This is a genomic window from Veillonella criceti (assembly GCF_900460315.1).
Taxonomy (GTDB): domain Bacteria; phylum Bacillota; class Negativicutes; order Veillonellales; family Veillonellaceae; genus Veillonella_A; species Veillonella_A criceti.
Window position 1 is genome coordinate 94,400 of sequence record NZ_UHIO01000001.1, and the last position, 20,328, is coordinate 114,727.

At 38.5% G+C, this 20,328-nt stretch carries 20 protein-coding genes; 16 read left to right on the forward strand and 4 right to left on the reverse strand.

The genetic code is table 11. The annotated features are described in order from the left end of the window. Positions 1-80 precede the first annotated feature (80 nt). The 12 genes from DYE54_RS00445 (at position 81) to DYE54_RS00500 (ending at position 13,261) form a co-directional block, all read left to right on the forward strand. The gene (locus DYE54_RS00445) at positions 81-1,484 is read left to right on the forward strand and encodes an MATE family efflux transporter (protein WP_115311052.1); all 1,404 of its coding nucleotides are present in this window, start codon (positions 81-83) and stop codon (positions 1,482-1,484) included. 130 nt (positions 1,485-1,614) lie between these two features. Continuing rightward, positions 1,615-2,067 (forward strand): hypothetical protein, encoded by a 453-nt coding sequence (locus DYE54_RS00450; RefSeq protein WP_115309382.1) that lies wholly within the window; start codon positions 1,615-1,617, stop codon positions 2,065-2,067. A gap of 46 nt (positions 2,068-2,113) precedes the next feature. Then, positions 2,114-3,271 (forward strand): hypothetical protein, encoded by a 1,158-nt coding sequence (locus DYE54_RS00455; protein ID WP_115309383.1) that lies wholly within the window; start codon positions 2,114-2,116, stop codon positions 3,269-3,271. Positions 3,272-3,297: 26 nt separating this feature from the next. Beyond that, positions 3,298-4,842 (forward strand): LptA/OstA family protein, encoded by a 1,545-nt coding sequence (locus DYE54_RS00460; RefSeq protein WP_115309384.1) that lies wholly within the window; start codon positions 3,298-3,300, stop codon positions 4,840-4,842. Positions 4,843-4,963: 121 nt separating this feature from the next. Then, a complete protein-coding gene (gene galU, locus DYE54_RS00465) occupies positions 4,964-5,833 on the forward strand; it encodes a UTP--glucose-1-phosphate uridylyltransferase GalU (protein ID WP_115309385.1) in 870 nt (289 codons plus the stop codon). 170 nt (positions 5,834-6,003) lie between these two features. Then, positions 6,004-6,543, forward strand: a complete 540-nt coding sequence (locus tag DYE54_RS00470) for a hypothetical protein (RefSeq protein ID WP_115309386.1) — start codon at positions 6,004-6,006, stop codon at positions 6,541-6,543. A 103-nt stretch (positions 6,544-6,646) separates the two neighbouring features. After that, complete coding sequence (locus DYE54_RS00475; protein WP_115309387.1) at positions 6,647-7,171, forward strand: biotin transporter BioY; 525 nt, start codon at positions 6,647-6,649, stop codon at positions 7,169-7,171. Between the two features lie 27 nt (positions 7,172-7,198). Continuing rightward, positions 7,199-8,311: a thiolase family protein gene (locus DYE54_RS00480; RefSeq protein ID WP_218564746.1), complete on the forward strand. Its 1,113-nt coding sequence runs from the start codon at positions 7,199-7,201 to the stop codon at positions 8,309-8,311. A 55-nt stretch (positions 8,312-8,366) separates the two neighbouring features. Further along, positions 8,367-9,752 carry an AMP-binding protein gene (locus DYE54_RS00485; RefSeq protein WP_115309388.1) on the forward strand — a complete coding sequence of 462 codons (1,386 nt, stop codon included), beginning with the start codon at positions 8,367-8,369 and terminating at the stop codon, positions 9,750-9,752. A 198-nt stretch (positions 9,753-9,950) separates the two neighbouring features. Then, positions 9,951-12,101: an anaerobic ribonucleoside-triphosphate reductase gene (gene nrdD / locus DYE54_RS00490; protein ID WP_115309389.1), complete on the forward strand. Its 2,151-nt coding sequence runs from the start codon at positions 9,951-9,953 to the stop codon at positions 12,099-12,101. Between the two features lie 249 nt (positions 12,102-12,350). Continuing rightward, positions 12,351-12,848, forward strand: a complete 498-nt coding sequence (gene nrdG, locus DYE54_RS00495) for an anaerobic ribonucleoside-triphosphate reductase activating protein (protein WP_115309390.1) — start codon at positions 12,351-12,353, stop codon at positions 12,846-12,848. Between the two features lie 83 nt (positions 12,849-12,931). Then, the gene (locus DYE54_RS00500) at positions 12,932-13,261 is read left to right on the forward strand and encodes a hypothetical protein (protein ID WP_115309391.1); all 330 of its coding nucleotides are present in this window, start codon (positions 12,932-12,934) and stop codon (positions 13,259-13,261) included. 115 nt (positions 13,262-13,376) lie between these two features. On the opposite strand, the gene DYE54_RS00505 is transcribed toward DYE54_RS00500, so the two are convergent. Both DYE54_RS00505 and DYE54_RS00510 read right to left on the reverse strand, forming a co-directional pair. Next, positions 13,377-13,925 carry a gamma carbonic anhydrase family protein gene (locus tag DYE54_RS00505; protein ID WP_115309392.1) on the reverse strand — a complete coding sequence of 183 codons (549 nt, stop codon included), beginning with the start codon at positions 13,923-13,925 and terminating at the stop codon, positions 13,377-13,379. Positions 13,926-13,941: 16 nt separating this feature from the next. Continuing rightward, positions 13,942-14,883 carry a nitronate monooxygenase gene (locus DYE54_RS00510; protein WP_115309393.1) on the reverse strand — a complete coding sequence of 314 codons (942 nt, stop codon included), beginning with the start codon at positions 14,881-14,883 and terminating at the stop codon, positions 13,942-13,944. A 341-nt stretch (positions 14,884-15,224) separates the two neighbouring features. Here DYE54_RS00510 and DYE54_RS00515 point away from each other — a divergent pair, with 341 nt between their 5' ends. From DYE54_RS00515 to DYE54_RS00530, 4 genes are all read left to right on the forward strand, one after another. Beyond that, entirely contained in the window at positions 15,225-15,359 is a 135-nt protein-coding gene (locus DYE54_RS00515; RefSeq protein ID WP_115309394.1) for a rubredoxin, read from the forward strand. Positions 15,360-15,576: 217 nt separating this feature from the next. After that, positions 15,577-16,095, forward strand: a complete 519-nt coding sequence (locus DYE54_RS00520) for a YceD family protein (protein ID WP_115309395.1) — start codon at positions 15,577-15,579, stop codon at positions 16,093-16,095. Between the two features lie 38 nt (positions 16,096-16,133). After that, on the forward strand, positions 16,134-16,316 hold the full coding sequence (gene rpmF, locus DYE54_RS00525; RefSeq protein WP_115309396.1) for a 50S ribosomal protein L32: 183 nt from the start codon (positions 16,134-16,136) through the stop codon (positions 16,314-16,316). A 193-nt stretch (positions 16,317-16,509) separates the two neighbouring features. Further along, entirely contained in the window at positions 16,510-17,646 is a 1,137-nt protein-coding gene (locus DYE54_RS00530) for an acyl-CoA dehydrogenase family protein (RefSeq protein WP_115309397.1), read from the forward strand. Between the two features lie 122 nt (positions 17,647-17,768). Here the strand turns inward: DYE54_RS00530 and DYE54_RS00535 are convergent, their stop codons facing one another. Both DYE54_RS00535 and DYE54_RS00540 read right to left on the reverse strand, forming a co-directional pair. After that, positions 17,769-18,296, reverse strand: coding sequence for a DNA glycosylase (locus tag DYE54_RS00535; RefSeq protein WP_115311054.1), 528 nt, complete (start codon positions 18,294-18,296; stop codon positions 17,769-17,771). A 182-nt stretch (positions 18,297-18,478) separates the two neighbouring features. Further along, complete coding sequence (locus DYE54_RS00540; protein WP_115309398.1) at positions 18,479-20,065, reverse strand: DUF438 domain-containing protein; 1,587 nt, start codon at positions 20,063-20,065, stop codon at positions 18,479-18,481. Positions 20,066-20,328 lie beyond the last annotated feature (263 nt).

Genomic DNA, 20,328 nt, shown 5'->3' on the forward strand with positions numbered 1-20,328 from the left:
TAGACACTCCTAAGCAGGGGATATGACCTTTGTTTAGGAGTGTTTTTAGAATGATGATTGGTTTAGAGAAGGAGTGGGGCATGATATTGGGATTTAGACGGTATTTGGGGATAGATTATATTTTGCCTGTAAACGCACGCTTGGGGCCGGTACCAACGACTAAGGCTATTTATAAGGACTATATTGATGTGGCTTGGCCAGCTACAATGCAAGGCCTTTTATTACAGCTTATGACGGCTATTAATTTAGCTATGGTAGGCGCGTTGGGGGCTGATGCTTTAGCGGCTGTGGGGATTATGAGCCAACCCTTAATGGTTATGCTTGTCTTTGTGCGATCAGCAGCCATTGCGATTACAGCCATTGTAGCTAGGCGTAAAGGGGAAGATAATTATGAGGCGATGAACTCTGTTTTGAAGCAGGGGATTGTATTAACAGTATTATTTTATGTACCTTTATTAATGCTTAGTTTTTATTTTTTAGCAGATATATTAATATTTGCAGGTGCACAATCTTCTTATCTTGAAGAGGCGGTAAGCTATGGTAAATTTATTGTTATGGGCCTCTTTTTTTCTGCTTTATCAGTTATTGTGGGGGCTGCTTTAATCGGTGTTGGTAATACGCGTGTTATATTTACGTCTAACGCTATTGGTAATGTTATAAATGTAGTGTTAAATTTTGTATTGATTTATGGCTGGGGGCCTATGCCTGCTCTAGGGGTTGTGGGCTCAGGAATTGCCACTATGATTAGTTATGGACTTATTTGTCTGTTATTGTTGCACGCTATCCATCGACAGGATCAGCATTTATCGTGGTCTAAAGGTAGCTGGCGATTTAATAAGGATATTTTACGCTCTATTTATTATATTGGGGGAAGTTCGTTAGGTGAGCAGGCTTTTGAACGCTTTGGTATGTTTGCATATACCAAAATGGTGGCTTCGTTAGGTGTTGTAGCTCTTGCAACGCATCATATTTGCATGAATTTAATTGACATTTTTTATTATTTTGCTATGGGACTTAGTTACTCTGGTGCTTCGTACACAGGTCAATCGTTGGGGAAAAAACGGCCTGATTTAGCCGTTGCTTATGGTAAAATAGGTATTCGTATAGCTTTATGTATCTCTATGGTTGGTTTAGTAACTTATTTTGGGTTACGACATATTGTATTTGATTTCTTTACTCAGGATCCAGCGGTATGGCAATTAGGCTCAGAGATTATGATTCTTATGGCGGTTGCTAGTTTTCCACAAGCATTTCAATTAGTGTATTCTGGTGTTCTTAAAGGGGCTGGCGACAATTTCTATGTGATGAAATATTCGCTATTTGTCATTGCTATTTTTCGCCCTATTATTACGTATTTACTCTGTTTTACTGTTGGACTTGGCCTATATGGGGCGTGGGTGGCGTTATTAATTGATCAAAGTTTGCGTATGATTTTTGCTGGTTGGCGTTTTTACAGTGGTGTATGGCAGCATATAAAAATTTAGTGAAATTTATGATGAATGCGATGAAATAGAGGAACTTTTGAGGCGTAAAAAGGACAAATTCTTTGATATATGATATAATCAGACTAGCATACGTAGTATTGTAAAGACTCATTAACAAGGAGGATGACATATGAAAAAGAAATTATTAGCAACTGTAATGGCAGTATCTATTGCGACTTTATCAACTGGTATATTTGCAGGCCCTGCACAAGCTTTTAGCTTAGGTAATTTTAATTTAGGTAGTGTTCTTAAAGTAGGGGGCGTAGGGATTCTTGTTGACCGTTTTGGTGGCCAAATTAATGATTTTTTAAATAAAATTTTAAGTCAAAATAACTTAAGCACAACATATTCAACAAAAGTCGTACCAATCGTTAGTGTTGGTAATAACGGTTATATTGGGGCCGCTCAAGTAACGGGACCAGCTTCTGAAGTAGAACGAGTAGAAGCGGTGGCTCAAATTGAAGCTAGCTTCAATAGCGTAGCTCGTATTAAAGGGTTAGTACCAATTGATAGTAAGAACCCAGTTAATGCCTCTCGTATTCAAGGCGTAGGTGTATCCGCTATTATTGATATTAAGATTTAATAGCCTAAGTTTGGTGTAACCTAGGTCTCACATGGTTGGAGGATGTATGAAAAAACAAGTAGTCATGTTAGCGGCAGCAGCTCTTTTTTCAGGGAATGTATGGGCTGCGCCTGAAACAGTATTAGAAAAAACAGATGCATTGGAAAATACAATATATGGTTCAACTCAAGTTGGGGCCTTAGTTGATCGGGTGCAACAAATTGGGCAAACTGTATATGGGCGGTCTGGGTCAGGTACACTGAATGCACAGGTAGATTCCTTATATGACTCTATTGAAGGCAATGTGCGTGGCAAGGTATCGGTGAATCAGCAACTTTCCATGCTTGAATGGACATATCAGAATAAAGTAGGCAGTGGCTCTTTAGTATCTCGGGTAGAACAATTAGAGCGTAGTGTTTCTGGTCGTATTGGTACAGGTTCTTTAGAAAGTCGTATTCAGTCTTTGGGGAAAACTATTAATGGAGCCCCTTTGAAAGTAACGACTCAAATTGGTTCTGTAGCGAATACAGAAGTGTTTTCTGTAACTTTGAACACGCCTATTAATACAGCGACGAGTAAAGAAGGTGATACCTTCACGTTTACAGTAGCTGATGATATTATGGATGGTAATGTATTGTTAGTACCTGCTGGTACAGTAGGGGAAGGGCATATTTCAGAATTGAAAAAAGCTGCTTCTTTTGGACGTAATGGTAAATTAGATTTAATTTTTGATACAGTACCTACCTTAGATGGGACAGAATTTACGGCTATTCAAGGGGAAGAAGCAAAGGCTAAGACTAAACAAGAATTAAAAGCGGCTGGCGCTTCCGTAGCAGGGGCTGTGCTATTAGGCCCTGTTGGTTTAGTCGGTGGTTTCTTTGTTAAAGGTAAAAATATAGATTTACCAGAAGGTGCGACTATTTATGTACAACCACAAGAGATGGTAACCGTACAAGGTGTAGTTGTTGGCGGTGATGGTCAGGCTCATACCGCTAATGAAACGGTCACTCAAGATTCTTATGATGAGTATACCTTAGGTGATGATTCAGAACCGGTTACTTTGGTACCGGCTGATGATACAAACGCTGAGGTCAATGAGGAGCCAGAGGAAGACGTCGTTGAAGAGTCCGAAGGTACGGTTGAGGAAGACGATGAAGTGGCTGAAGAATCGAGTGAAGCTAGTAACGCTCCTTCGCAGCCAATTGTGGTTGTGAAACGCAACTAATCCAATGAAAATGAGGTAAGTAGAAGATGGTAATGAAGAAGGCTAGGTATGCGTTAAGTGCCGCTTTAGTCGTTATGCCTTTGTTATCAGTGGAAGCGGCTGATGATAAAGGGTTAGTTTATGAAAATACACAAGATATTGCCTATGATTCAGATCCTGTAAGTATGGCTACTATGAATGAATCTGATGGGGCGCTTATTCGCGTTGTTCGTCGCGGTACGCCTACACCTGTCGTTGATAATAGTCAGCAACCTGTAAAAGTCGATGCTGATAGTATGTATTATAGTAGTGCTACTGGTAATGTTGTGGCAGTAGGTAAAGTCGATGCGGTTCAAGGGACTCAAGAGATTCATAGTGAAAAGTTACTAGGAAATACAAAGTCTCAAGAATATACAACGGAAGGGGCATTCCATTTTCTAGAAAATAAGGGCGCTACTAAAGATTTACGTGGTACTAATTTAGTCTATAATAGTGGTACTAATGCTATGTCGGCCCCTGATGTTATTGGTTATGTAGAACCTTATTATGTGAAAGCAGATAAAGTTGAATATGATGGTCAACAAGGTTTAATTACCAAAGGCTGGTTAACGACTAAACATGCCATGGCGTATAAAGGTGTGCCAGACTATCGCATCGAAGGAAGTACTATTGAAGTATATCCTGGCGATAAGGCTATCATTCGGGATGCTAAGTTATTCATTAAAAACGGTAAGATTTTGAGCATGCCAAAATATGTTGTGTCCTTACGTAGTGACCGAGATGGTGAATTCAATGTATTTTCTTTGATTCCACGACCAACGTATAATAGCGATGATGGTTTTGGTTTAAAAGGGAATATTGAATATCCAGTAGGCGACAGTGGTGAATTGTTTTTACGCTATCAGTGGATGACTAAAGAAGGGTTTAAACCTAGTTTTGGATATCGTGAATATTTACCTTGGGGCGTTGCTACCTTTGGGGTAAGTCGTGAATCTTCTTCCTTAAATGCCCGCACAGTATGGGTAGAAAAACGACCTGAATTTTCCGTGTATACTAATCAATATTATATTGGTAAAACACCATTTACTATTCGTGGTGGTGGTAATATTGGCTATTGGAAAGAGGACTATATTAAAGGCAGCCATGCCATGTTTTTTGGCGAGGTAAGCCATGATGCTATTAAATTGTCCAAAAATGCTAATTTACGTTTTTATGGTGGTTATCAACGAGACTATTATGGATATAATGATAGCATTCGTAGTATGCCATATTGGGGCGTTACATCTGATTGGAGAATGAATTCTCGTGTGACTGCATTCTCTAGTTATCGTCAAAACAATATGGATATGCGACGGAATTCACCATATCCTTTTGATGCTACTGATATTGCTCGTAATTGGGTATTAGGTGCGACAATTCAATTAACACGGTTAGATTCATTTACTATTAGTACTCAGCGAGATGTACAATCAGGAGAACTTCGTTACGTCGACTATACTTGGCATCGTGATATGCACTCCTTTGAAGGATGGCTTACTTACCAATCGAAGCAAAAGAAATGGTCGTATACAGTAGTGGCTAAAGATTTCTAGAGGTGTTATACATATTTAGTATTAAAATAGTGAGTATAATAAAAGCTAGCTTAGAGAAGGGCCGTTTGTTTTTCTCTAAGCCTTTGCTTTTTGTAATACGTGTTTAGAAAAGAGGTTAATTATGGGCAAAGTTCGTAAGGCTGTTATTCCAGCGGCAGGATTTGGCACTCGCTTTTTGCCAGCTACAAAAGCACAACCTAAGGAAATGTTACCAATTGTAGATACGCCAGCCATTCAATACATTATTGAAGAAGCTTTAGCGTCAGGGATTGAAGAAATATTGATTATTACTGGACGTAATAAGCGGGCGATTGAAGATCATTTTGATACTAGTGTTGAATTGGAGCAATTGTTACAACAACAAGGGAAACAAAAACAGTTAGACATGGTGCGATCTTTAGCAGACATTCGTGTTCATTTCATTCGTCAAAAAGCGCCACGTGGTTTGGGTGACGCTATTTTATGTGCCAAAGCTTTTGTGGGTAATGAACCTTTTGCCGTTTTATTGGGGGATGATGTAGTTTATAATCCAGAATATCCTTGTTTAAAACAATTAATGGATTGTTATGAAGAAGTGGGTGGCTCTGTATTAGGGACGCAGCGTGTTCCTGAGGATAAAGTCAGTTCCTATGGGATTGTGGCTGGTCATGAAATTAAACCTAATATTTATAAAGTTGACGGTTTAGTAGAAAAGCCAAGTCGGGATTTAGCTCCATCTAATTTAGCCGTTTTAGGACGGTATATTTTATCGCCAGAAATTTTTGCAGTATTAGAACAAACTCCGTTAGGGGCTGGTCATGAATTACAATTGACTGATGGGTTGGCACGTCTTAACAGTGACGTATTTGCCTTAGCCTATGAAGGCCGTCGGTATGATATTGGTGATCGGTTAGGTTATCTACAAGCCACAGTAGAATACGGTTTGCGATCTGATATTTTTAAAGAGCAGTTTAAGACGTATTTGAAAAATTTGATTAAGACATTAGATTAATATAATGTAAGGTATATATAAGATACAAGGAAAACTGATTTATGGTAATTGTTGTAGTGGATTACCATAAATCAGTTTTTTATTGTTAACAATAAAAATAGATGTAGTTGACGGATAGTTATGAATTATATATAATTTGAAAGAGATTATCTGTAGAAGGAGGCGAAGCGATGCGGGAGTTGTTTCGAGGATTAATTGAAGCGGATAAAGAATTGCCACGAACGATGGTGATAGCCCAGTTACATTGGCGACGCCTAGCTGCGCCGGCTCATTATGAGCAGGTGAAACAAAAAAGGGAATGGTATGAAACAACATTGGCGCGTGGTGAGACAGAATTGAGAGCAGTTTTGAAAGCGTTAGCCCCTACTAAGTTGCCCATAGCTCCTAAATTATCAGTGCATCCAGTTGTTATACCAAAACAAGTTACTCCATGGCATATATTTTCGCGAGTAGAAATTCTTGATTTTGTTACGGAAGTGAAGGATGAAAACTCTATTCATCAACAGGAAAAGGCCGTTGTACCTGGTTGCTTAGTGTTAGAGCGATTATACCAATATATAACAGTGGAATTAGGTGAAACAGTAGACACTATGTCAGTTCGTTTTCGTAGACCTACTTTCGTGGATGAAATGGTATCTATCATAGAGGAACGGTCATGCATTCAAGGTTATACGGCTGAACGCACTGTTTTTACGTGCACTTGGTCATAATATCTGACCTAACGTGACTATTATATGGTTTATAGTACTTATTATATGGTTTATAGTATATTTGTAATTATTTTAATTATTTTAATTATTTGAGGTGTGTTTTATGTCTGATACTCGTAAGTTAACAAAAATGGCGTTATTGATTGCTTTATGTTGTGTGTCCGCTTATATATCTTTTCCATTACCTTTTACCCCGGCTATGGTAACAGCGTCTACTTTAGTATTTTGTTTAATTGCGTTTATGTTACCGCCTAAAGAAACATTTATAGCTTTATGTGTATATGTACTAATTGGTGCTGTTGGGTTGCCTGTATTTGCCGGTGGCATTGGTGGTCTTGGTAAAATTTTAGGCCCAACAGGTGGTTTCATTTGGAGCTATCCTATTGCATATACTTTACTTAGTGTATGTAAAGGGAAGAAGCATTCCTTTTTTACATATTTCTGGCGTTCTGTGGTGATTACGATTCCTATTACTTACATTTTTGGTATGATTGGTGGGATGATTGTAACTGGCATTAATTTTGAAGCGGCTTTAGTAGGCTATGCCTTACCATTTATTCCTGGTGACATTATGAAATGTGCTATGGCTGCTTGGTTAGGGACTAAAGCAGCAAAACTAAATATTTAGAAGACGTTTGACTTAGCGGAGGATGCTATGAAGAATGAAATAATGTCTTCAGTGTACATAATGGGCGGCCTTAGGACGCCCATTGGTTCATATAAAGGACAATTTAAATACATAAGACCAGAACAGTTAGGTGCGCGAGTATTAAATACATTGCATGAAACGTATGGTGAGGTAGAAGAGATTATTTGTGGTAATGCAGTGGGAACTGGGGGGAATATAGGTCGTTTGACAGCCTTGTATTCTACTTATGGTAGTACAGTGCCTGCTTATACTGTAGATATGCAGTGTGCTAGTGCTGGTTCAGCCATTATACAAGGTTATAGGGGTATTCGTAGTGGTATGGTCAAGACGGTTATTGCTGGTGGTGTAGAAAGTAGTTCGTTACAGCCTTTGCGAATGTATGCGAATGAGGACGAACGGAAAGGCTCTTATATGGTGGCGCAATTTTCACCAACAGAGAATGATGCATTAGCTATGTTAAAAGGGGCCGAGCGAACAGCGCAGAAATATAAGGTGACAAAAGAGGAGTTAGATTATTGGAGTTTGCGTAGTCATCGTTTGGCTGTGAAGGCCCAACAAGAAGGTATTTTAAAGCCTTACATATTAGATATGGGCTCTCAATATAAAGATGAAAGTATAAAACCTCGTTTGCAACAAAAAGTATTAGACCGGATGAAACCAATTTTAGGTGAAGGCACTTTAACAACGGCGGGCAATGCTTGTTATACGCATGATGGGGCTGCTTTTGTAGTGCTCAGTGATAGACCAGGTCCATTTCGTATAGTCAGTGCTTTGCAGTATGGCGGAGACCCTTTATATAGTCCTGAAGGGGCGTTACAAGCGACTGAGCACTTATTAAAACAGACTGGTTTAACTATGGCAGCGTTAGATGCGATTGAATGGAATGAAGCGTTTGCGGTAATTGATGTTTTATTTGCTCGTTCGTACGGTCAATGGGAAGAACAATATAATCAACTTGGCGGGGCTCTTGCGTATGGGCATCCTTTTGGGTGTTCAGGGGCTATTATTTTACTTCATACGATGGCTGCTTTGGCATATCGTCAAGGTCGTTATGGTGTATGTGCGATTGCTGGGGCTGGCGGTATGGGAACAGCTATATTGATTGAACGGATGATGTAAAATTTAGTGCATTAAGATAGTCTGTAGGCTAATTAACAGACTAGGGTGATTAAATATGGATGAATTATTACAACGATTAGCTATATATAGTAAACAGCAGGGGGATAAGGCGGCTGTTATTATTGATGATGTAGTCTATACATATAGGGATTTGTGGCAATCGATACATAAGGTAGAGATGGTCAATATACGTCAGTCAAACACAGATAATGTTCAGTCGGTTATTACAGACAATATTACAGATACTATTACAGGTCATATAGAAGTAGTGTGTGCAGAAACCTTAATGCCTTCGACTATGGTTATTCAGACAAAGCAAATTTGGTTACAGCTAACACAGTGGCTTCAGTGCCTGGTAGAAGGGCGGCGACCTATTCTTTGTCATCCTGATTTAGAGCCTTCGAGGGTGGCCTTATTAGAGCAGACCTATTTGAAAGGGCAAACGATACCGCAGGGGGCAGATTTTGGTGTATTGTCTTCAGGAACAACGGGTTTACCAAAAGTATTGTGGCGTTCTTTACGAAGTTGGACTGATTTTTTCTCGGCGCAAAATCAAATTTTTAAAGTTGATGAGGCTACGGTGTTATTTTGGCAAGGCAGTTTAAGCTTTACAGGTAATCTTAATAGCCTTTTGAGTGTACTTTATGAAGGAGGAACGGCGGTTACTTCACAACATATGTCACCACGTACTTGGATGCGTTTGAGTGAAGCTTGGCAGGTAACGCACTGGTATTTATTACCAACTAAACTTCGTTTATTAGTAGGGGTGTTACAGCATCCTTTACAAGCGTTGCGATTAATTTTTACTGGTTCACAGACACTGGATCATAAATTATTGAAACAATTACAATGTACGCAACCACAGATAGAATTTATTTTGTACTATGGTGCAAGTGAGCTTAATTATATCACCTATTGTACGGCTGCAGAGTGGTTAGCTGAGCCTAATACAGTGGGGTATCCGTTCCCTGGGGTTACCGTTACGCTTGATGACACGGGCCTTATTTATGTTGACACTCCTTTTGGCATTGAGGAGATTGAGTTACCCTATACAGTGGGCGATGAAGGGGCTTGGAGTGAAACAGGGCGACTATGTTTCAAAGGGCGTCGGAGTGCTATGATTAATCGAGGGGGATATAAAGTGTCCATTCCCTACTTAGAAAGTACTTTATTGAGTATTGAAGGGGTTGTTGATGGAGCTGTGATAGGCGTTCCTGATGAATTGCGTGGCGAACAACCGATAGCGTTTTTAGTGCCTGATGGTGAACGACCACTACCAGATATAGTAGCTGATATGGCTATGCGTTTCACGTCTAAGGACCGACCAAAGTCTATAGTGTGGCTTAAACACTTGCCACTTACGGCTTGTTCAAAGGTAGATACCAAACAATTACGCAGTATATATGAGACCTCTTTAAGCAAGCATGACAATAATATATAGTAGCGCTTATTGAAATCTACTACAAGATATTGTATAATAAGCAAGAAGTGAACAACTGGTAGCCGTTTACGGTACCAGTTGTTTATATATATAGGCTAAGGCTTACTAAATACATCAGATAGTTAGTAAGGTTGGCATTGAGTTATTTAGTTTGATACATTTATAGACTATATTTAGAAACATATGGGAGGCCTTGTCGTGTTAGAGGTAATTAAGCGGGATGGACAAAAAGTTTCATTCGATAAGTCAAAAATTGTAATCGCTATTGAAAAAGCCATGAATAGTAGTACTGGTTTGTATGAAGCTGGCTTAGCTGATCGCATTGCTAATGAAATTGAAGAATATGCCCATAAGATTGGGAAAACCTTAACGATTTATGCTATTGAAGATCAAGTGTATTACAAATTATTGGAATACAATAATCCAGCTACTGCGCGTGCCTATGAAAACTACAAGGCTGTTCAAAGTTTTAAACGTAAGGAAAATACGACTGATAAAGACGTATTTGGCTTGTTAGATCGTAGTAATGTGGCTTTATTAGACGAGAACTCTAATAAGGATGCAGCCATCGTTTCTACACAACGAGATTTAATTGCTGGGGAAGTAAGTAAAGATATTGCGCGCCGTAAATTGATTCCTGCTGATATTGTGCAGGCCCATGACAGTGGGGCCATTCATTTTCATGATATGGATTATATTATTCAGCCCATGTTTAACTGTTGCTTAATTAATTTAAATGACATGTTAACTAATGGTACTGTTATTAATGGTAAAAAAATTGATACGCCTAAGTCGTTTCAAGTGGCTTGTACAGTAACGACGCAGATTATTGCTCAAGTAGCTTCTGGACAATATGGTGGTCAAAGTATTAATGGTATTGATCGTATTTTGGCGCCTTTTGTGCGTAAATCCTATGATAAGATTTTAGCGAATGTACTAGAAGAGCAAGTGGAAATCTATGGCATGAAGCCGAATATGGAAAAAGCGGAAGAAATTGCTTGGAAACGAACTCGTAAGGAAGTTAAAGATGGGATTCAGACGATTCAGTATCAGATTAATACATTGATGACGACTAATGGTCAGGCTCCTTTTGTTACGTTATTTATGCATTTTGACCCTAATAGTGAGTATGCAAAGGAAGCAGCACTCATTGATGAAGAAATTTTAAAACAACGGATTATGGGTGTTAAAAATGAAGCGAATGTATATATTACGCCAGCCTTTCCTAAGTTAATTTATGTATTGGATGAACATAATATTCGTCCTGATGCGCCGTATTATTATTTGACAGAGTTAGCCGCTCAATGTACCGCTAAACGAATGTATCCTGATTATATTTCTGCTAAGAAGATGAAAGAAATTTATGAAGGTAATGTGTTTAGTCCTATGGGTTGTCGCGCTTTCTTATCTCCTTGGAAAAATGAAAAGGGGGAATATGTATTTGACGGTCGTTTTAATATGGGCGTAGTGAGCTTGAATTTACCTCAAATTGGGATTTTAGCGCGTCATAGTGAAGAACGTTTCTTTGAAATTCTAGACAAACGCCTTGATTTGGTAGAAAAGGCCTTATTGCTCCGTTATAATCTTTTGAAAAATGTAACTAGTGATGTATCGCCAATCCATTGGCAGCATGGAGCTATTGCACGCCTTAAAAAGGGTGAACCAATTAGTAAATTCTTAAAAGGTGGTTATGCAACCATTTCTATGGGCTATATTGGTATGTATGAAGCGACTAAGTTGATTACTGGTGAATCTAATACAGGGGAAAAAGGCCGTGTCTTTGCTATGAAGGTAATGGACCGTTTAAATGCTGCGATTGAAACCTGGAAAGAGCGTCATAATATGGGTTTTGCTCTATATGGTACCCCAGCTGAAAGCTTGACGCATCGTTTTAGTTCCTTAGATCGAGCACGTTTTGGTGAAATTGAAGATATTACGGATAAGGGCTATTATACGAATAGTTATCATGTAAATGTGCGTGAAGAAATTAACGTATTCGATAAATTTTCTTTTGAGTCAGAATTTCAAAAAAAATCCACAGGTGGTTGTATTTCATATGCGGAAATTCCTAATATGACTAATAATATTCCGGCTGTCTTAACTATGATTCAGTATATTTATGATAATATTTCGTATGCTGAATTTAATACAAAATCCGATTATTGTCATGTATGTGGTTTTGATGGGGAAATTAAAGTCAATGAACATAATGATTGGGAATGTCCTCGTTGCCACAATACGGATCGTGATAAATTGACGGTTATTCGCCGTACTTGTGGTTATTTAGGTGAGAACTTCTGGAATGAAGGTCGGACTAAAGAAATTAAAGATCGTGTTATGCATATTTAAAGATGTTCATGTTTTATGAGCTATATTTTATACATAGTAAGCGATTACATATAGTGAACGAATAATTGATGGATTGTACATAAGTGGCAGTGATTTAAGATTGGCAGTAAAACAGGTCATGTCGTTAGACATGACCTGTTTGTATCAGTGAAGATTTACTAAGTTGTAGCAAGTATCGTAGATATCGTAGAATGAGTTTTATAGATAAAGGAAGCTAATATAAGTAACGGTAGAGGAGGCGAACCAGTAATGAATTATGGACAAATTCGAAAATATGACATTGCTAATGGCAATGGGATTCGCACGTCTATTTTTGTTACGGGCTGCACACATAAGTGCTTTAATTGTTTTAATGAAGAATATCAAAATCCTAAGGCAGGCTCTATATGGACGGAGACAGAAACTCAACAAGTTATTGATTATGTGAGTGATCCTAATGTGACTGGACTTACTTTATTAGGCGGCGAGCCTTTTCAAAATGTGGAGGGACTACTACCAGTAGTTATAAAAGTACGTGAAAAAGTACCTAATAAGGATATTTGGGCCTATTCTGGTTACACATGGGATGAGATTGTCGCGTGTCCTAGTAAACGCAGTTTATTGGAACAATGTGATATTTTGGTAGATGGGAAATTTGTGGATGCTTTACGCGATCCTAGTTTACGTTTCAGAGGGTCTAAAAATCAACGCATTATTGATGTTAAACAAAGCTTAGCTACTGGTCATGTTGTGATTGCTATGGAATAGTGTAACAAACTTATTATACGTATATGCAGTGGTTAGTATTATACGTATATATAGTATGTGTATTGTTAGGAGTGTTTTTGATTATGGAGCAAACTAAAGAATTAGAGTCTTTGCTGGCAGCGTTTCATTTGACTTGGGATAATTTTCCTGGTATGGCTAGGTTGATTGATGAGCGACATACGTTGCTCGCTGTTAATGCAAAGGCCAAAGAATTTGGTTTTGAAGAAGGACTGTGTTGCGCTCAGGTAGGTAACCCTGAGATCCATCGAAATTGTAAAAAAGGTAAGGTAACATTACAGGGAAAAGCTATCGTAGATCGCGTAGTGGTGGATAAAGTTCGCGGTTGGGTTCCTGTAGATGGATATCCTGGCATTGTTGTTCATTTTACAGTAGGCATTCCAGAATTAGAATAATAGGAATAGAAATAGGAGATCTATTGATAGTTATAAAAAGAGCTATTAGTAATATGTGCTTATTAACACATGTATTACTAATAGCTCTTTTAAGTAAGGCTAAATAGAGAATAGATTATACTATTTTAGCACCATCTTTGTACATTTCACCGCCGGCATTTGGTAATAAACCGTATTTTTCAGTCCAAAGATTTTTGTATTTTAAGGCTTGGTTATGAATTCGTTCTACTTGCGTTTCATCAGTACGAATTACTTTAGCAGGACAACCAACTACTAAGGAGTAAGGGGGAATAGTTGTATTTTCTAAAACCACCGCACCAGCAGCAATGATAGAACCGGTACCAATGTGGCAACCGCTTAATACGATGGCACCCATACCTACAAGAACATTGTCTTCTAAAGTAGAGGCATGAACGATAGCACCATGACCAATCGTTACATAGTCACCTAAGACACAAGCTTTATCATCGTCTACGTGAAGCACTGAATTATCTTGTACATTGGTATAGCGACCGACCACAATTTTATTCACATCGCCACGGGCTGCTACATTTTGCCAAAGGGAGGCAAATTCTTTAAGTTCTACATCACCTGCAATTTCAGCACCTGGCATAAGGCAGCTTTTGGGATCTAATTTAGGATATTTTCCGTTAAATGGTAACATAATACTAACTCCAATCTTATAGGAAACGTTGTGCTGCTTTAATGGCGTCTTTAGCTTCAGCGATTACAGATTCCACAATAGCTTTAGCTGGTTCTACTTTAGTTAAACGGTTTAAACTTTGACCGCATTGAACAGCGCCATTTACGATATCACCATCTACAGCAGCTTTGCGGTTAGTTCCTACTGACATAGCCGTTAAGGTTGCTTTATCGGTGCAACTAAATTCAGCTTCTAAATATTTTTGAGTAAATTCGTTTTTCAAGGAACGAACACCGCCATGGCCGCTGGTTAAACCAGTAACGGCAGAGTCTGTATCAGTCGCTTTAATGATAGCTTCTTTACAATTTTCATGCATTTGACATTCTTCTGCGAGGATGAAACGCGAGCCCATTTGCACGCCTTCTGCGCCCATCGTTAAAGCGGCTGCTAAGGCACGACCATCAGCAATGCCACCAGCAATAATAACAGGAATATCAATCTCAGGGAGTACATTTTCCATTAAAGCCATAGTCGTTTGTGTACCAATATGACCGCCCGCTTCTTGACCTTCTACAATAAGCGCATCAGCACCAGCTGCTGCGACACGTTTAGCAAGTTTAACACTTGGTACAACAGGAACTACTTTAATACCAGCTGCATGCATTGGTTCGATGAAAGGCACAGGATTGCCAGCACCTAGCGTTACAAATGCTGGTTTTTCTTCTTTAATAACTTCTACAAGTTCATCAATATTATTGGCCATAAGCATAAGGTTTACGCCAAATGGTTTGGTAGTCAATGCTTTAGCCGCACGAATTTCTTGGCGAACCCATTCCGCATCACGGCCACCAGTGGCGATGACACCAGTAGCACCTGCATTAGCTACGGCAGCAGCTAATTTATGTTCGGATGTCCAAGCCATAGCGCCTTGGATAATTGGATACTCAATACCGAGGAGTTCTGTAAGTTTTGTTTTCATATAATACCTCCTATATGACAATAACAACTATATAGTATTATTTTAAATAAAATCAATATTTTAAAATACGTAAAATACGTATTAAAAAGAAGTAATTGAAAATGAATATTACTTCTCCTATTAATTATAAAGGTATTTGCAAAAAAAATATAGGGAAAGTTTGAAAAAAGGCAAAATTAGCAACATAATTTTGTGTTAATCGAGGTGTATTTATAGCTATAAACCTATATAAAATAAGGGCTCAATAAAATTTTGAAAAAGATATTGAACATAATCGATATTTGTGATACACTAAGAGCGTAGATACAGTGTCTATTTTAACATGAAAGGAGGCGCAAGTGATGGAAAAATACGTATGTGTAGTATGTGGTTGGATTTATGACGAAGCTGTAGAAGGTGTTAAATTCGCTGATCAACCAGACGATTATGTTTGCCCAATTTGTGGCGTAGGTAAAGATCAATTCGAAAAAATGTAATTGAATCTAATCTAAATCATGAAGTAAAAATATAGAAGCCTCCTGTAAAGGGGGCTTTTCTCATCATAGGCATATCTTTCTTAAATACGTTTTGAGAAAGACGGGTTGTGTTCTCTTACATAAATTTATAATGTCTTATAAAATAGACGAAGAATTATCGAGAACAGTTTGACAAAGATAGGTTAGATAGCTATAATATTATAGTCGAGGTAAAATTATGAAACTGCAAGTAGAGCAAGCAAAAGAACACATAGGAAAGTCGTTTCCTTTTCAATTTACTGAACCAGCTACTGAGTTAGGGGATGTAACTGCTTTTCCTTGGAGCCGTCATGATATAACCATTAGTGGTGATTTTCGTTACGATGGACAGAATTTCATCGTAGAAGGAACCGTAACAACCAATGGTGATTATGAGTGCACTCGCTGTTTAAGTGAGGTTGCTTATTCACAAACAACGCCATTTAATGAAACCTTTGGTGTCCTTAAGGAATGGGACGATGTTGAGGATGCCGAGGTTGTTCCTTTTGATGGTGAAACCATTGATTTAACGGATCTCATTCGGGATACATTAATCATCAATGAGCCATCTCAAGTGTTATGTCAGGATGATTGCAAAGGATTGTGCGTTCATTGCGGAGCAAATAAAAATGTTTCACCTTGTTCTTGTGAATCCTTTGTGGTAGATCCTCGATTGGCGGTGCTTCGTACACTGCTCGATGAAAAAGATGATGATTAATTAGAAGTCCCAGTGATTATGTTAAGGAGGTGCAGATAATGGCAGTACCAAAGCGTAGATTATCCAAATGTCGTCGCGACCGTCGTCGTGCGAACTGGAAATTAACTGTTCCAGGTTTTGTAGCTTGTCCGCAATGCCACGAACCTATGATGCCTCATCGGGTTTGCCCTACATGCGGTCATTATAAAGGAACTCAGGTTGTAGATAAGATCGCTGAATAAGACCTGCTGAGCTATGAATAGCTCTACTATAAAAGCGTGGATATCCAATTGGATATCCACGCTTTTGTCGTTTCTAATTATTTTAATTAAGTATCCATAGACTGTAATAGGGCTTTGTGTTATAGTAGCCATAATAAGAGAGTTTTGTAAAATGCAGACATTATCACGCTTAGCACATAAGGAGGCTGGATTTATGATTCCATTAACTGAAACACAGAGTCATTGGCAAGCTAAAGTTCGTCAATTTTGTCTTGAAAAAGTGGCGCCTACTGTTATTGAAAGAGATAAGCAACAGCTTTTTGATCACTCTTTAGTTAAGGATGTATTAGCCTTGGGATTATCCCGTATTTATTGGCCTACTACTTATGGTGGTTTTGGGGATGACTTTATGAGTTATGCAGTAGCTCTTAAAGAACTAGCAAAATTTGATGATGGACTCGCTATTACTGTATCTGTTTGTGTAGGTTTATGTTGTGAATCCATTGCTAGTTTTGGCACAGAGCAACAAAAAGAGAAGTTTTTGAATCCTTTAATAGCAGGTGAAACAATTGGTGCGTTTGCTTTGACTGAAAAAGAAGCAGGAACTGATGCAAGTGGTGTACAAACAACGGCTGTTCGTGATGGAGAGTATTACATATTAAATGGTGAAAAAGTATATATTACGAATGCAGGCGAAGCGGATGTATATATTGTGTTTGCTATGACAGATCCAGAGGCTGGCGCCAAGGGCATTTCTGCTTTTATCGTTACTAAGGATATGGTTGGTTTCACCACTGGCCCTAGAGATTCTATGATGGGACTTCATACCTCTACTTGCGGTAGCCTTCGTTTTGAAAATGTAAGAGTGCCAGTCGCTAATTTATTAGGCCGTGAAGGTGAAGGCTATAAAATTGCTATGAGGACATTGGATAGTAGCCGTATTGGGGTAGCGGCTCAGGCAACGGGCCTGGCAGAAGCGGCTTTGGCTCATTCCATAGCGTATACGAAGGAACGGGTTCAGTTTGGTAAGCCTTTGAGTAAATTTCAAAATACACAATTTCAATTAGCTCAGATGGCTATTCAAGTGGAAGCCGCTAATTTAATGTTATATAATGTGGCACAAGATAAATCGGAAGGTCGTCCGTATACAGTGTCAGCCTCTATGGCGAAAAAGTTTTGTTCTGATGTGGCTATGGAAGTAACTACTAAAGCGGTTCAATTATTTGGTGGCTATGGCTATTGTGAAGACTATCCAGTGGCTCGTTTAATGCGTAATGCTAAAGTGACGCAAATTTATGAAGGTACGAATGAAGCACAACAAATGGTGATTGGTGGTGCGTTGTTGCGATAAGTAATGTAATATAAATATTATTTAAGTATAAGAAATAAGAAAAACATAAGAAAAAACGTCTTAGTCAGAATATCCTTGTAATTCGTTCTTTGTTAAGGATAGATGATTAAGACGTTTTTGTATTATAATAGGCCAACGGATTGGAAGAATTGTTTATAGGCTTCTGCTTTTTTAGTTAAACTCAATGGATAAGCTCTAGATGTAGAGGGTAAGCGTGTTAATTTTATATGACGGCTACTAAATTTTAGCTCGATTGATTCACCGGTTTTAGGTAGTTTAACGGTGTTGTCAGCTAAGTTAAGTAACACTTCAGTGGCTTTGCCGCCAGTTGTACCGATATATTGACAGTTTGGTATAGTTGCTAATACTTCGTGAATGTGCACAGGGTCTACGACTGTTAAGAACGCATCTGATGCATTGCCCTTTTCACGGATAGCTTGCCAAACAGTAGGACAAGAGGCAATGCCTTTTTCCGTCAAAAAAGCTTTTATCTTATCGGCGTCAAAAGCTTTTTCTTCGCCTTTTCTAAAATAATCTGTATCATTAAAAAATATTAAACCGTAAATACGCCACATATCATTTTGGAAATTAGGGTAGTGGAATTGCATGGCTCGTTTGTCGGCTGCTGGCGGGAAGGTGCCCATACACATGACGGTTGCTTGAGGTGGTAGAAATGGGGGAAATGGGAGCGATTCTATAGGGTGGTCAGCTGTCGTTATAGTAGTTAATACAGCATTAGATTTCGATTTTGTGTTTTTTGATACGTTATTTTTATTTGCTTTCATAATAATTCCCTCTTCGCTGGGTGAGTACAGTTTTGAAATGATAGGATTTACTCACGCTTTTTTATATATTCAATTATAGCATCAATTAACTCTTTTAACTTCATTCCTGTTCGTTCACAAGCTGTCCTGATGGTGGCTTTACGAGCCATAATTTTACCAAAGGAGGTATTTAACATTTTAAAATTAGTATTAATGGTTGGCATGTGCTGACGTAAGCCGTCTACAGCTTCGAACAGCTCAAAAAGTTTTGTGTCGGCTGTGATAGTAATACCTTGAACAGTTACGCTGTAAGTCATATCTTCGGTGGTATTACTTTCATCAAAGTGGTTGGTGTTAGAGGTTGTAGTTTCATGGTTGCCATGTGTTTCAGAATCCCAGGTTAATAGGGTACGCGATCCTTCTAAACTGCGGATGCGTGTGCAGTCTTGCATCATTTCAAGAACGCCTTTAAAATGACCAGCTTCATCGCGAACGGCGGTATAAAGAATATAGATAAATGCTTCTGGTTTGTTAATCCAGAATTCAGCTTTATCTTGTTCGCCAGAACGGAATTTTTCAATGATTTCTTCGACTAAGTGAACGCTTTTAGCAGGATGACAATTGCGCACTTCACGGCCAATTACATTGGCGCTACGTGGGAAAATACGATGTGTAGTGTCGCTATAGAATTTGACTAATTCGTTTTCATCTACATAGGATAAGTCAACTGGCATATGTTTGAATAGTAAATTAATTCGTTCTAAGGATAGTTTGCCGGTGGCCACGTCGAGTTCTGTGTCGGCCGCTGGGGTCGGGCTCATATTATATTTGCCTAATAAGTCGGCCAATTCTTTCATAAAGTTAGCTGTAGTTGTCGTTTTTTCAGGAATGGCATTTGGAGATACATTCATATCACCGTAGTAAGGGGGTGGTGTGATTAAGGCGAAGCCGATTTCGTGATCGCCACGGCTCATGTAACTGAATTCGTCTTCTGTTACAAGCTTCCAAGCTGTAGGGAATAAGACTTCTTGCTCTTTATCAGCTAAGTCACGGAAGGCATCAATCATTTTAGGTTGTAATTCTAAAAAATCGTCTGTTTTGTCTGCTTGTAAGTGACGGCGACTTTCGCTGATTAGATCGCGTACTTTATCGTCGAAGGTCCACATGATTTTAGTAGGTCTATCGAAACCATATTTTTCAAGGGCTGGATATAATTGGTTTTGTTTGCGTGATAAATGGCGTGACCATTCACTGAGTTTATCATAAATACCAAGCCAAGGGTTTTTGATAAAATGAGGGGCTTTTAGTAGCTTATCTGCTTCATCTATCATGGCAAGACCGACTTTAATTTCTTCTACATAGACCCAAAGGGGGTGATTAGTTGGATAGGTATTGTTAGCTCGTATCAAAATACCATCAAATAAAGCAAGTAAATCATCCATGCGATGCGTGATTTCTTCATCGGTGTAGGCGCCTTTGAGTTGTTGTTCTCCATAGGCAAACTCATCAGGGGTACAAGTACCGATGTATTGTTTTAGAAGTGCTTGCCCTTCTTCGAGGGAAAGGTTACCACTTAAATAATTGTCTTTAATTTCAATCATTTTGGCTAAGCGCTGTTCGTTATCTAAGCCGAGGGCTGATTTCATTGTTGTCATAGGTATCGTCTCCTTTACACTGTACGTTTAAGTAAGTTAGTATTTACTAAACGGTTTAACTTAATAGTAGTAATGATATATAAGAACAGAAAGAGAATAGTTGAGTTCTGTGTATATTTTCATTATAATGGTGTTGAAAATAGTTTTCAGTAGCTTGGGCTACATATTTAGAATAACTATTTTAGGTTATTTATAATTTTTACTTGCATAATCAGCCTTTGTGACATATAATTGTAATGAAGTATTATTACTTGGTCATAAAA